Origin of the sequence: Leifsonia sp. fls2-241-R2A-40a, assembly GCF_030209575.1 — a bacterium.
In the GTDB taxonomy this organism is placed as follows: domain Bacteria; phylum Actinomycetota; class Actinomycetes; order Actinomycetales; family Microbacteriaceae; genus Leifsonia.
In genome coordinates, this window is record NZ_JARVRS010000001.1 from 3,620,666 (window position 1) to 3,633,279 (window position 12,614).

The 12,614-nt window shown below is 67.9% G+C and carries 11 protein-coding genes; all 11 read right to left on the reverse strand.

Annotated features, from left to right (window positions below; genetic code table 11):
- Positions 1–28 precede the first annotated feature (28 nt).
- Positions 29–1,429: a hypothetical protein gene (locus QRN40_RS17870; protein WP_285117288.1), complete on the reverse strand. Its 1,401-nt coding sequence runs from the start codon at positions 1,427–1,429 to the stop codon at positions 29–31.
- 12 nt (positions 1,430–1,441) lie between these two features.
- Positions 1,442–1,765, reverse strand: coding sequence for a hypothetical protein (locus QRN40_RS17875; RefSeq protein ID WP_285117289.1), 324 nt, complete (start codon positions 1,763–1,765; stop codon positions 1,442–1,444).
- 108 nt (positions 1,766–1,873) lie between these two features.
- Positions 1,874–3,583 carry an FtsK/SpoIIIE domain-containing protein gene (locus QRN40_RS17880; protein WP_285117290.1) on the reverse strand — a complete coding sequence of 570 codons (1,710 nt, stop codon included), beginning with the start codon at positions 3,581–3,583 and terminating at the stop codon, positions 1,874–1,876.
- A 71-nt stretch (positions 3,584–3,654) separates the two neighbouring features.
- Positions 3,655–4,917, reverse strand: coding sequence for a putative antibiotic biosynthesis monooxygenase (locus QRN40_RS17885; protein ID WP_285117291.1), 1,263 nt, complete (start codon positions 4,915–4,917; stop codon positions 3,655–3,657).
- 50 nt (positions 4,918–4,967) lie between these two features.
- Positions 4,968–5,141: a hypothetical protein gene (locus QRN40_RS17890; protein ID WP_285117292.1), complete on the reverse strand. Its 174-nt coding sequence runs from the start codon at positions 5,139–5,141 to the stop codon at positions 4,968–4,970.
- Positions 5,142–5,390: 249 nt separating this feature from the next.
- The gene (locus tag QRN40_RS17895) at positions 5,391–5,780 is read right to left on the reverse strand and encodes a hypothetical protein (RefSeq protein WP_285117293.1); all 390 of its coding nucleotides are present in this window, start codon (positions 5,778–5,780) and stop codon (positions 5,391–5,393) included.
- Between the two features lie 19 nt (positions 5,781–5,799).
- On the reverse strand, positions 5,800–6,204 hold the full coding sequence (locus QRN40_RS17900) for a hypothetical protein (protein WP_285117294.1): 405 nt from the start codon (positions 6,202–6,204) through the stop codon (positions 5,800–5,802).
- A 22-nt stretch (positions 6,205–6,226) separates the two neighbouring features.
- Complete coding sequence (locus QRN40_RS17905) at positions 6,227–6,586, reverse strand: hypothetical protein (RefSeq protein WP_285117295.1); 360 nt, start codon at positions 6,584–6,586, stop codon at positions 6,227–6,229.
- 744 nt (positions 6,587–7,330) lie between these two features.
- Positions 7,331–10,744: a hypothetical protein gene (locus tag QRN40_RS17910; RefSeq protein WP_285117296.1), complete on the reverse strand. Its 3,414-nt coding sequence runs from the start codon at positions 10,742–10,744 to the stop codon at positions 7,331–7,333.
- A gap of 509 nt (positions 10,745–11,253) precedes the next feature.
- The gene (locus tag QRN40_RS17915) at positions 11,254–12,276 is read right to left on the reverse strand and encodes a hypothetical protein (protein WP_285117297.1); all 1,023 of its coding nucleotides are present in this window, start codon (positions 12,274–12,276) and stop codon (positions 11,254–11,256) included.
- Positions 12,276–12,560 (reverse strand): hypothetical protein, encoded by a 285-nt coding sequence (locus QRN40_RS17920; protein WP_285117298.1) that lies wholly within the window; start codon positions 12,558–12,560, stop codon positions 12,276–12,278. Before QRN40_RS17920 ends, QRN40_RS17915 begins: the two co-directional genes overlap by 1 nt.
- Positions 12,561–12,614 lie beyond the last annotated feature (54 nt).

Sequence of the window (12,614 nt, forward strand, 5' to 3'; positions counted from 1 at the left end):
AGCAGCAAGCGCCGGGCCGCGGGGTTGGTTACCAGCTGGTGTCGCTGGTGTACGGGTCGACCGCGTTGACCTTGAGGTCGACCGGCATCGTGGTCTTGCCGGTCGTCGACCGGTACGCGCACCCGGTCGCGAAGGTCGCGGTGGTATCCGGGGTGGCGTCGCAGAAGGTGGCGAGGGCGGTGCGGAGCTGGCCGACGGTGACCTTGCCGGAGGTGAGCCCAGAGCTGACCGCCTTGGTTAGGTCGGTGTTGTTCGCCGGGTCGCCGCAGGACCAGACGGAGATGCCGCCGGTCTTCGCCGCGGTGAGCCCGTACGTGACCGCGTTGCCGTCCTGGTCCGGGAGGCAGAGTCGGGTGAGACCACCGGGCAGGGTGACCACGCCGGGCATCGCCGCCCACTCGCGGGTCACGGACAGGGTCTGCGGGGACGCGTCCTGGTACGACTGCGACCGGCCGATCTGAACCGGGGCGCCCTCCTGGCACACCTGCCAGGTGCCGGCGCTGTCCGGGTTCGTGCAGACGATCGGCACGATGGCGCCCTTCGCGGCTGCCGGGTTCCCGACCAGGTTGACGCTGAACGTCAGCTTGCCGCCGGAGAACTTTGCGGCCGCGTCCGCGGACAGGATGGCCGACTTCCCGTACGGGGCCGACAGCGGACCGCGGACGGCCAGCTGCGGGACGGTGACCACCGTCTTGCCGTTGCCGCGGGTGGTGACGCTGATGAGGGCGGTGCCGATCTTCTCCGTCTTTCCGGTGACGGGGTTCGTCCAGGGGGTCGGGGCGCCGGGGTGGGCGTTCAGCGCGGCGGGGAGGCTGTTCAGCTTCGCGAGAGAGAGCTTCCGAGTGGACAGCTGCTGGAACGCGGCATCCTGCGCGGCGGTGGTTCCGATCGAGGCGGAGTTGCAGGCGAAGCCGGGCCCGTACGCGACCGCGTCCAGCGCCAGCGCGCCGCTCGCGGTCGTCAGCGGCACCTCCGTGTCGCCGAAGTCCAGGGCGGAGAACACGGTCGAGTGCGCGGCACAGAACTCCGGGCCCGGGGCGTACGCCGGGAGGGCCTTCGCGTTCGTCGCCGGCAGGTAGCGAGCGGTCGAGCGGTCGCCGTCCGCGGCCGGGTAGCCGGTGACGTTCTCCCAGCCGGAGCCGCTGATCGAGCGGAGCGGCGAGACGGTCTGGTCGGCGGCGCCGAGTTCGCAGTGTGCCCAGTGCTGGCGGCCCTTCGCACCGGTCAGGTCCCAGCAGAAGACGGGGATGAGGTTCCCGGTGAGCCTCTGGCCGGGCTTGGCCACCTCGACGGTGGTGTTCTTCCCGTAGGTGGCGGTCAGCGTCTTCACGAACGCGGGGTCGGCCTGCTGGGTGGAGCAGCTGGTCAGGGACAGCGCCGCGACGGCCGCGAGAACGGCGGCGGCGATTGGGATGAGCTTCTTCTTCAACGCGCCCCTCCCCTAGTAGCCGACGTTCTGCACGCTGGACAGGACCGCGATCGCCAGGCCGATCATGCCGAGCACCGTGACGGCGGCTAGAACCGCGGTCACCTTCGCGATGCGCGCGGTGGCGGTGAGAGCACGGACATCAGCCTTGGTGAGGGTGGCTGGCTCATGCGCGTCGTGGGCGTGGCGGACGCCGGCAACGGACTGCGCGGCGACGGCCGACTTCGCCCGCGCGGCGACCGACTGGGCGACCGGAGCGGCGAAGGACTTCGCCTGCTGCGCGGCGGCCTGCGCACGAGCCGCGAACGAGACGTGAACCTCGGAAGGGGTATTGGACATGGTGGCTGCTGAGCCTCTCTGCTGAGGGAGAGAACACCGGTTGGTGCCCCAACTCCACAGAGGCGGCAGATCGGGCCACCCTGGACGGTTCAGGCGGCCCGATCTGGTTCAGTAGTCCGGCGGCTCCGGGATCTCGTCGTCAGCCGGCGGGGTGGGATCCGCGAAGGGTTCCAGGTCGGCCAGCGAGAACGAGACCTCGCCGCGCTTCACCTTGGTCGGGTCGGTGGCGTCCCGTCGCGCTGGGTGGCGAGGCGTGGTGACCGCGGAGTCCTCCCGGGGCGACCTGAGCTGCTGACCACGCGGTGCCCCGATCGACTCGAGGTACGCCGCCTGGTTGGGGATGTATCCGACCCGGAAGCCGGCAACCTCGCCACCCTCTGTGGCTCCGACGGCGAGACCGCGGCTCACACCGTCATTGAGGTCCGAGATCTCATCCACGGCCAGCGGGAGGTTGTTCGCATCGAACACCATGCCGAGCAGTGTGTTCGGCGGCACCTTCTTCGGCGGGATGAGATAGAGCGCCGTGCCGAGGTTGGCGCGTGTCTCACCGTCGAGCATGTGCGCGTAGGCGGTCTGTGAACCGATCAGGAGGTGGACACCCGACGAGCGGGCCTCGCGAGCGATCTTGGCCACATACTTCTTGATCTGAGCCTTCGCGTTCGCCTCCTCTTGCCATTCCAGCAGGATGGGGTCGTCACGCTCGAGGCCCACTGGCTTCGCCTCGGGCGAGATCAGCGAGGAGTACTCGTCGATGACCACGAGGATGGGGCGGACGCCGAGCTGCGGCGGGAGCTTGCTCCAATCAGCGGCGTGATGCTCGTTGTTCAGATTCACCCGCTCTTCGACCTCGACATAGACCGACTTGAGGATGCTCGCTGCCTGTTCCAGGCCTTTCGGTCCGAGGCCGGTGACGGCGAACGCGTCGCAGTACGGTTCGATGTCCCTGATGCCGTTGCCCTTCTTCACTTCGTCGATGAAGACGACCCGGAAGCCGCGAGCAATCGCGCTCAGAATGGCCTGCGCGATGTACACGGTCTTACCGGAGCCCGTGCCGCCGACAGCCATGCTGTGCGGTCCCGAGGTGAGGTCCACCTCGAAGGGGGCGCCGTCGGCCTTGACGCCAACCTGCCAGCGCTCCCACTTGGTTGGGTCGATCTTCGCGGGCAGCAGGGTCGTTCCGTCCACCACCTTCGGCAGCTGACGCGCGCGCCGGTATGACAGGGTGACCCGGTTGTTGTAGGTGTCCGCCTCGACCGCCCAGGATGAGGTGTCCGGGCTTCCGTTGTTGGCCCACGACGGGATGATGTCCCGCAGCTTGTTGAGCGCGGTCTCCCCCAGCGGCGGCAGCCCGCCGAGGACGACGCTGTCGATGCGGCCGAGGCCGGTTTCCTCGTCCACGGCCCAGTCGACGGCGCAGGAGACGTTCCACGGTCCGAAGGTCGGACTGACGAGCGCTGCGGCGCGGTCACGGATCGTCTTCGTCACGGGGAGCAGCCAGGCGGCGAGGCCGCCGCGGTGCGGGTCGAACGCGACCAGCGCGCGTCCGTCGTACAGCTCAGGGACTTTCGCCTCGAGAGCCGCGATCTCCTGCGGGCGGAGACCCGGCTTGCTGAACACCGCGGTTACACCGGGGAGGACCTCGGGAGTCTGGTCAATCGCGACGATGAGGAACCGACGGTCCGGTGAGATCATCTCGATGTGAGCGTTCGGGCCGCAGTGGTCCTTCACGTAGCGGACGAGCACCGGCCACGCCTCGTCGGTGATCGGCTCCGCGGCGGGGTTGCCGCCGGTCAGGTCGAGCGTGACCTTGCGGGGCATCGCAGGCGACACGAATGCCGCCTGCGATGCACCGTTGTTAGGGAGAGGAACCTCGAACACCTCCTCTCCTCTCAGGCCCGGAACTGCTGGAACGGGGCGGCTGCCGGCTGCTGGGGCTGGCCCTGCTGGGCCTGCACCTGCGCCGCGTACTCCGCGAACGACGGAGCAGCCGCCGGAGCCGCCTGCTGCGGCGCCTGGGCCGGCTGAGCCGGTGCCTGCGGCACGTACGTCGCCGGGTTGAACGTCGGGCCTGTCGGAGCCTGCTGCGGCGCCTGAGGGGCGTACCCGGCCGGGTTGAACGCCGGGGCGGCGGCCGGGGCGATGTTCGCCCACGGGTTCTGCGCGTCGGTGTCCAGGCCGATGACCAGACCGCCGGAGGCCGCCATGTGCTGGCGCAGCTGCTTGGTCTCGTCGGTGGCGAGGCCGAGGATGAGCGTCTGGCCCTGGGCGGCGACGAACTCGAGCTCCGGCACGTCGAGGAAGCCCTCAGCGGCGATGCGCGCCAGCGTGGTGTTGACCTTCTCAGCGGTGATCAGACCGTGAGCATAGAAGTCCGTCGGGATGTTCTGCACGACGAGGGCGTGATTTTCGACGTCCCAGCCGACCTGGACACCCCACTCCTGCAGCTTCCGCTCGGACAGCGACGGGTCCTTAGCCAGCTCCAGCACCGCGGCGACGAGCGGGCGGAACTGGGAGAAGTCGGCGCGGGCCTGGTCGATCTCGGCGCGCATGCGGTCGCGTTCTTCGATGCCGACTTTCACGTAGACGGCGGCGCGGAACAGCGACGGGATGAGCGCGATCACACTCAGCATGGTCGGGGCGAACTCGACGCTGACGACGGCGGCGGCGATGGTGACCCAATGGGCGACCTTCGCGGCCAGGCGCACCCACCGCTTGTTCCCGGTGGTCCACCACTGCTTGTCAATCGCAGCGAAGTCGGCACGGCTAAGCGTGAGCCCGTTGGCTGCGGCGATGCGTCGGACGATGATGAACGGCGCGAACCAGGTCATCAGAGCGACCGGGACGGCCAGGAAGAGGTTCAGCGGCAGCGGGAGGATGGGCGCGAGAAACCACACCAGCAGTGCCGGAGCGATGACCTGGAAGACCGCCGCCCAGGTGGCCGCGACCTGCTTGTGAACGTACTCGCCCTGCGCGCGGAGCTGCTCGCGGGCCGCGACGGCCTCAGGGTTGTCGTTGAGAATGCCTCGGAAGCCGCCGTAGTAGATGGCGACGATCGGGGAGATGAAGAGGAATCCGACGCCCTTGAAGAGCAGCCAGAGCATGGAGTCGCCCTGCTTGGCCTGCGGAGCCGGCTGGTTGGTGGTGGTGGTCATGGGTTCGTTCTCCTGGTTCTCTTTGATGGGTGGTGCCGGTTGGTGGTCGGTTACTGGCTGTTCAGGTAGCGGGCGATGCCGACCCCGGCGGCGACGCCGGCGGCGATCGGGACGATGAAGATGGCGGCGAGGGCGAGGTAGGCGGCGAGGAATACGGCGGCGAGACCAACGCCGACGGCGACGGTCGCCACGAAGGCGAGTGTGGCGATCGCGATGGTCTTCATAGGGCAGTTCCTCTCGGTTGTTGGTGGTTCCTGCCGCTACAGAGGTGGCAGATCGGCAGGGGTTGGACGGATCTGGGCGGGACTCACCGGCGGAAAGGAAAAGAACCGGCGACTCCCGCCGCGGTCACGACGCTGTGACCGCGGGGCCGAGGAGTGGGAGAAGGAGGTCTCCTCGGCGGCTGGTGTGGTTGAGGTGGCGGGCTCCCGGGACGGAGAGGGGCGAGGCGTCCGAGAGCCCGCCGCGGGTCACTACTTCGTGGCCCGCTTGGAGGCGGTGCGGTCCGCCTCGGCTCGTCGCTCGGCGTCGGCGAGCAGCCGGCGGAGCGTGTCGACGTCGGATTGGGCGACCCGGCGCTTGCGCCAGCTCGGGCGGGTGAACGCGGTTTGGAGGGCGGCCTCCTGACGGTGGGCCTCCTGGATCTCGTCGCCGACGATGGTGAACGCAAGTACGAGCACGGAGGCGGACAAGACGAGAGCGGCGATTCCGAGGCTGCCTGGCCACGCGTTCCACACGTGGAGGGCGGCGGTCAGGATGAGAGCGGCGATGGATGCTACGGTCACCGCGGCGCTGACAGCCACAGCCCAAACCGTGGAGGTCGCGTGCGGGCCGGTGGCGATGAGATGAGCCTTGCGAGTCATGGGTGGTTCCTTCCTGGTCTCAGTGGTGCTTGGTTGGCGTGTAGTCGAGGTAGCGGATGACGGCGTTCGGGTCGGCGGTCTGCGCCGCGTTGCGGAGCCCGCGGACGGTCGCTTCGATCGCCTCGGTGAGGACACTTCGGCCGAACTGTCCCGATCCGTCCCACTGGTAGGACCGGACGCCGGCGAAGACCCGGCGGTCACCGAACAGGACGACCAGGTCCTCGAATGCGACGTCCCGGGCCGGCACGATGACCGGCAGCCGGATCGCGTCGACCATGCCGACCTGCGGGGCGGCGTATTGGCGGGTGACCGGGTCGATGAGCCTGCGCGTCCGGCAGATCCAGTCGATGGTCTCCGCGACGAAGGTGACATGGCGGAAGGCGCCGGTCAGCGTGGCCGGAGCGAGGGTGGAAGCGGTGATCATGGTGTTCTCCTCCTGCCCCGGGTCACGCTGCGGTGGTCTGGTAACCGGCTGTCGCCCGGGCGGCGAGCTCGCGGCGTGCCGCGATCTCTAGCGCCTGGGTGAACGCGGTGAGGGTGAGCGTCGCCGTCTCGCTGACGGTGTCGTAGCCCTCATGGCGCAGGCCGACGAAGCGGTTGTCCGCGTCGAAGACGGTGGCGAGGACGACCACGCGATCACCCGGCAGGGTGAGGATCGAGGCGTCGAACGTGGCGTCGGACGGGTCGCCGTCGATGCGGATGCGGTGCGCGCTGCGCTCGCCCTTCTCAATGGCGAGGACGGCCTGGCGGACGGTGTCGTCGCGCAGATCGCTCATCTCCGCGGTGATCTCGAGCTGGTTGATCATGGTGGTTTCTCCTCCCGGGGTGGCTTGGTGTTGCACCCCTAACGAAGAAGATGTGGTCGGCGCCTTCGTTGGGCTCCCGCAGTGGGTCTCGCGCGCTCCACGGGAAGGGGAAAGCCCCGCCCTGTCGGGAGCCAGGGCGGGGCTTTCAGCGGCCGGGGAGTGTTCCCGTCTCCGGGCCGCGCTGCTCGATCGGGAACAGCAAATCTGGGTGGTGGTGGCTGGCGGCGCATCCGATCCTGCGCCGCCAGCCTGGAGGGGAGAGCGAACCACCGCTCGACGTCACGGGAAACCACCAAGCTGACCGGGACGTCGCACCTGATGTATGCGGCGGACCATTGGGAGGCCGGCGGGCGGTTGGAAGGGACCAGAAGGTGCCGCCCGCCGGCGGTGCGACAGTGTCGGAATACGCCGCAACGTCCATGTATGCGGCGGAGCCGGATCAGGCGGGAACGCGAAACCGCCGGCCCGAGTGATCAGCGGGCCAGCGGTTCGGTGGCGTCGGGGGCGCCGGTGAGGGAGATACGAGACGCGGATCGGGCTGACGAAACCGATCAGCGGCTTGTAGACGGTGAATATGCGGCGGAGAGGGTGGAATGGAACAGCCCCCGGGCTGGTTCCCGGGGGCTGCTCAAGAGGGGCAGTGACCGCTGCGCACCTCGTGGTTGGTGCCATGCAGAAGGACAACCGATTGGACTCCTGCCTGGCTACCAACTCCTATATGCGGCGACTTCTCGCCATGCTGGACTAGTTCGCAGTTGCGAGGCGTCCGAGAAGTGCTGAAATGTCGGTCTGGACCCCCGTGACGTGAGCGTTGGTGGGCACCGGCTCGGCCACGTGGATCGGCTCTGGTTCAGCGTCGCTGATCGCAGGAGGAACCTCCCTCACCGCGGCCGGAGCATCGCCGATGTCGAGCATGTGCGCCGGGATGACCCAGCCGCGCGGGCGGGTGGGGAAGAGGTTCTTCGGTGACCGGTTACCGGCCACGGTGTCCTCCTTCACGACCGTCTGAGCATCGCGGGTCATCTGGTCCGCCGGCACTCCGTCGAGCGCGATCTTCTTCGCGACGCGCTTCTGGGCGTCGTTGATGATGCACACCCACTGACCATCCACGGAAAGAACGCCCATCTGAGAGTTACCAGGGACGTACTGGATGACACCGTCGCGGATGGTCTGCTTCCACCCCATCTGCGCTGCCTCCGCAAAGGTGGGCGCGGCCTCGTCGGCGCGGATGAGGTACCCCTCTGCCGACTGGAGGGCGTCGCGGACCGCGGCGATAACCTCCTTCGCTGGGGTTGCGCTGATGACGTTGTTCGCGCTGGCCTGAACGAGCTCCAGGAGCTGCTCGTCCACGACTGCCGCGGAGGGCAAGAGGTCCTCGAATCCCATCTCGATGGCGAACTGGCGGAAGCGTGCCCAGCCGGTGGCGAGAATCGCTCCGAGCTCGGTGGCCCGGCCGATGCTGCGCTGCTGCCAGTCCTTCTTGAGCTTGTCGTTGTTGGCCTTGAACGCAGTGATACCGTCCTGGTCCAGCTTCGCCGCGATCCACTGTAGGTACGCACCGAAAAGGGCACGGGCGTCCTCGGAGTGGTCGCGGATGAAGACGTCGAACGGGGACGTGCCCACTGGGGTGAGCGCCACGTCGCCGGCCTGCAGCTCGAGTGGGATGGTGCGGGAGAGGAACCCGTGACCCTTGGGCATGCCCTCACCGGTGAGCAGGGAGGTGGTCTCTGCTCGGCGCGCGGTCCGGAGGCCACCGGAGCGGGTACCACCGGCTCCGCCGGACTGGCCGTACGCCACATTGATACCGGTCACCGCGTTCTGCCTGACGCGCTGGTTAGCTTGAGCGTCTCCGGTGTCCTTGAAGTCGTCCCAGATGCCGAGGCAGTGGCGCAGCCACGACGCCTTCACGGAGACGGCCACTGTGGTGTCGCTGAGGAGGCTTCCGCCCGTGAAGTTCTTCGCGTCGAGAACTGGCGAGAAGAACGCCTGGACTGCCGTCGCCGCCTGCGACTTGCCGATCTCCGGCTGGGCAACCAGGAAGCACGAGGTGCGCGCAGGCAGCATGAGCGGGGAGATGAATGCGAGCCCCAGCAGTGCGGTGGAGACGTCCCGGCGGCGCGGGAAGATCCGGGTGAACGCTGGGATCGCCTCGGCGACTCCACGGATGTCGTTCCGGTCGGGCACGTAGTCGTAACCGATGGTCACGGCCGCGTCGTTGAGCGCGCCGTCGTCGGAACCGGCCGGGGCGGCGACGTCGTAGTCGTGCGTCGCACCGGCGGCGGTGACGCTGCCTGCGGGGGCGAGGTACACGTGCTGCTTGCGGTCGGTGTCGTGGTACCAGCCCAGGTTGGTGTAGGTCTCCAGGGCGTCCTTCTCGTCGAAGCAGAGCGTGGCCAGCATGTTCGACACGTGGTCCTTGTCGGTGGAGCTGGTGGGCAGCGCGACACCGAAGTCGAGCCTGTTATGAACGGCCTTGGCGCTCATGCTCTTCTCGTCGGTGAAGCCGTCGACGGTACGGGTCCTCCCGTCCTTTCGGATGATCTGGACGCTGTGCTCGTTCGTGATCTCGATCGCGCGTCCGCTGGCGTCGATCACCTGCTGGCGGATGACACTGGGGCGCCAGGCGATCCAGTCGGTGATCTGGTCGTAGGTCCACTTGCCGTCCTCGTCCTTGCGGCTCTTGTAGAGGCCGAAGCGGTCCTGGTTCTTGCCGGTGTAGATGTGGACCGCGACTCCGTGGGACAGCGGGATCATGCTGCCCTTGACCAGGTTCTCGAGCTGGTAGCGGACGCTGGTGACGTCCTTGTTGGCGGCCAGCGCGACGGCTTCCTCGGCGAAGCCCATCAGCTTCGTGTAGTCGCCCTCCTCCTCGTCATCGTCGTCCTCGTCGTCACCTGCGTTGGGTGTGACAGCCGACGTCTCCGGGGTGATCGGTGGGATGACCACGACGGCGCGCTCCGGGGCTTCCGGTGCCTGTGCGGGGAGCTCGAGAGCGAACTCCTCCACGAACCGCGGGTCCATGTTCAGGCGGATCACGTCGGTGAACTCCGCCGGCCAGGTGCCGTTGGACTCCCAGCGGGTGACGAGCCTGGCCGCTGCCGGGTAGCCGCGGACGAGCAGGGCGAGCAGGTCGAAGCTGGTCAGCGAGTGGTCGTTGTCCTCGAAGCCGAACAGCTCCTGGATGTAGGTGGAGAAGAAGGTCACCTTCGTCGGCGCGTCGGCGTCCTCGTAGATCCGGCCGGACTCGGAGTCGTGGACACCGCCGTCAGCGGTCGGGAGGGCGAACCCGGTGCCGCGGATCTCCGCTTCGAGGACGTCCTCCAGGAACTGGTCGGCCGGGTGCCAGAGGGCGAACCGGGTGCCAGGACGGTTGTCGTCCGCCGGGTCGACGGCCGGGCCGTTGGCGGTGCGCTCGCGCTTCGCGACCTTCTCGCGCCGGACGGACTGCTCCACCTCGGGGTAAAAGGCGGCGAGATCCTCGATGTCGTAGCGGACGCCGCTGTTCTGCTCGATCGTGACGATGTTTCGGCTGTCGGACTTCTTGCGCAGGGTGCCGGCGGGGCGGAGAACGCGGGCGATGTCGGCCAGGACGCCCTTGTCGATGCTCAGCCCGTCCTGCTGAGCACGCGCCGTCCACCACGCCTTGTGGCGGGCGAGCAGGTCCAGGACTTCGGGTTCGCGCGGGTCGACCGGCGTGTTGAACGCCCAGTAGGCGTGGTAGCCGCCACCGGTGCGGATCAGGATCGTCGGAGTGGGCGCGTCAGCCAGCCAGGCGTCCGCCTCATCCCAGGACGGGTTGGCGTCACCGGCGGCGTGCTCGCCCTGGCGCACGTCCAGGTCGACGAAGAGGGCGGGGAGCAGGCGCACCTGGGCCTTCTTGCCACGGCCGGCCTCCTCGAGGACAGCCTGGTCGTAGGCGGGGACCGAGAAGTAGACGTTCGCGTCGAGGGAGGCTTCGCGCTCCATCACGGCCCAGAGCTTCGCGACGTCGTTGGCGGGGATCTTCGCACGCGGCTTGAAGCGCTCATTCGGACCGGGGCGGGTCGAGGAGATCACGGTCAGCAGGTCGGACGGAGCATTGTTGCCCCAGAGTGCCGTGTGGTGCGCCTCCCAGGCGCTGCGGTCGAAAACGAGTGGGGAGACAGAGGTCTGCGTCATATCGGTTGTCCTTCGCCGGTCCGGGACCGGTAGCCCGAATCGGCGGTCACCGATTCAGCAGGAACAGATGCGGCGGAAATCTCGGCCGGGAGAAAAATCAGCAAATATGTGTCCAGGTGTCCACTCTCAAAACGGCCTGTGTCCAGGTTGGTGTCCACCCGGGATCCCTTGAAAACACTGGGGTGTCCAGGGTGTCCAGGCAAAATATGTAGAGAGACTTCACACACACTCTTTGGAAGGGGTTCCTCTCCTGTCCCCTACTGGGTGCTGTGAGAGTGCCCTCTCTACATTTTTCCTGGACAGCCTGGACACAGCACCCCGTGGGCGCCGTCATCGCCTAGAAAACCGCTGGTCAGGGGAACTATTCTCGCGTGGGTCTGGCGCTGGACAGCATGGACACAGCACCTGGACACCTGGACACGGTCGAGGGCTAGGCAAGTTCGTGGAAAGGCCCGCCTCCCCGGGGTCGCTCCTCCAGGAAGACGGGCCAGTCTGTGACCGCTGATGGGTCAGCGCAGAAGCGCGGCCTCCATCTGCCGGCGCCGCTTCTGCAGCAGGTTGTTGTCGCTGACGAGGCCGCGGCGCAGCTCCTTGAGGTCCAGCAGCTGTCCGGTGATCTGGGTCCGGGCGGGTCCGGCGTCGGTGCGGCGGCTGCGCTGTTCGAGCTTGGCGATGGCGGTGTCGCATCGGTCGATCCAGGTGCTCTGCTGCCGCTCGAGGAGGCGGAGGACGACCTTGTCGGTGGTGTCACGGCGGTCCAGCCATTCCAGGTCGGTCAGCCCGCGCTCCTTGGCTTGCACCTGGTCGAGCTTCTTGGCGGCGTCGCGGACCTGGGTGGTGTGCCGGCTGATGGTGTCGCGGAGCTCGTCGGTGTTGGCGAAGGGCCGGCTGGCGCCGTCGATACTGGATCGGACGGTGGCGGCGAACCTGTCGCGTTCGTCATGGATCGCCTGCACCCGGGGCTGGGGCAGTCCGGTCACGTCGAGCTCATCGACCGGGGCGCTCACCGGCGGGTCGAGCCTGTAGGTGAGCGCGACTCCGTTCTCATGGTCGAGCGGGACGGTGACGAGCCCGTCTGCACACTCGATGTCCTCGTTGGCGAGGTCGAGGATGGTGCCGTCGCCCAGCTTGGCCTTGGTGATCTCTCCTTCGTCGTTGCGGATGAAGTCGGAGATCACAGTGGTGTGATCGAGCGCGGCTGTGTAGCGGGCGTCCTCGGGCTGGGGATTGGTCACGTCGACGAGGGTGAGCCGTGGGGTGGCGCCGCCCTTGTCGGTGATGAGGTCGAGGAACTTGTCCCGGCCGGCGACGACCTTCGCGGGAGTGGGCGCGGGCGTTCCCTTCGTCTGGTTGATCGTCTCCCCGGAGAGCACGCCCTCGACGACGGCCTTGAGGGTGGCGTTGTGCGGGGCGAGCGCTGCGGCCTTGTTGGCGTCGCGGCTGCGGTCGCGTGGACGGCGGAGGGCCGGGTTGGCGGGCTTGTTGCCGCAGTTCGGGCATCGCCTGCCTCCGTGATAGGACGGCCTGCACATCAGCGGACCGCCTTCGCGGTCTCGTCGATGTCGATCACTTCGACGAGTTCGAGGCGGCGGGCGGCGATCTCCTTGATGGTGTCGATGACGAGGGCGCGGGTACGGTCTTCGGCGGGGACGTCCTTGAGGCGGGCGTCGATGAGGGCCTTCCAGCCCGATCCGTTGTCGGTGACCCAGCCGTCTTCGAGCACGGCGATGCTGTGTGCGTAGGGGGCGTCTTCTTCGCGGGTGTGGCCGACCCTCACGATCGAGTAGATGGTCGGTTCCTTGACGTGTGCTGGCACAGTGGCTCCATTCGGTAGCGGGTGAGCGGTTGTCTTGCTGCTCCAGAGGCGGCA